This is a genomic window from Rhodopseudomonas sp. BR0C11 (assembly GCF_010820945.1).
GTDB lineage: Bacteria > Pseudomonadota > Alphaproteobacteria > Rhizobiales > Xanthobacteraceae > Rhodopseudomonas > Rhodopseudomonas palustris_H.
Window position 1 is genome coordinate 1 of record NZ_QTKI01000837.1, and the last position, 513, is coordinate 513.

1 protein-coding gene is annotated in these 513 nt (G+C 66.9%); it reads right to left on the reverse strand.

Features of this window, described 5'->3' with window-relative positions; translation table 11 throughout:
* Positions 1-513: thiamine pyrophosphate-dependent enzyme (locus DYI24_RS27695; protein ID WP_246701403.1), on the reverse strand; the 513-nt coding region annotated here is incomplete at both ends.

Genomic DNA, 513 nt, shown 5'->3' on the forward strand with positions numbered 1-513 from the left:
GATGTTGTACTGAACCGCGGTGGCGAGTTCCTGCACGCCGAACATGAAGCCGCCGTCGCCGGTGATCGCCACCACCGGTTTGTCCGGGCAGGCGACCTTAGCGCCGAGCGCGGTCGGAAAGCCGGAGCCGAGCGTGCCCTGATAGCCGGAGGTGAGGAAGGTGCGCGGCTGATAGATCGGGAAGCCGTACCAGGAGGCGAAACCGACCTGCGACAGCTCGTCGGTGACGATCGCATCGTCCGGCAGCACCTCGCGCAGGATCTTCAAATATGACATCTGCGGCTGGATGGCCTGGATCGCCTCGCTGGTCTTCGCGGTGGCGGCGCGGATTTCGTCGCGGCGGCCCTTGGTCTTGCTGATGCCGGCCTTGCTCACCGCATCGGCCAGCGCACGGGCGCCAGCTTTCGAATCCGACACGATCGCCGCGTCGGGCGCGAACCGCCGCATCTCGGCCGGATCGATGTCGATGCGCACCGACTTCAACCCCTCGGGGCGGAACGGCCAGCGGAAGGT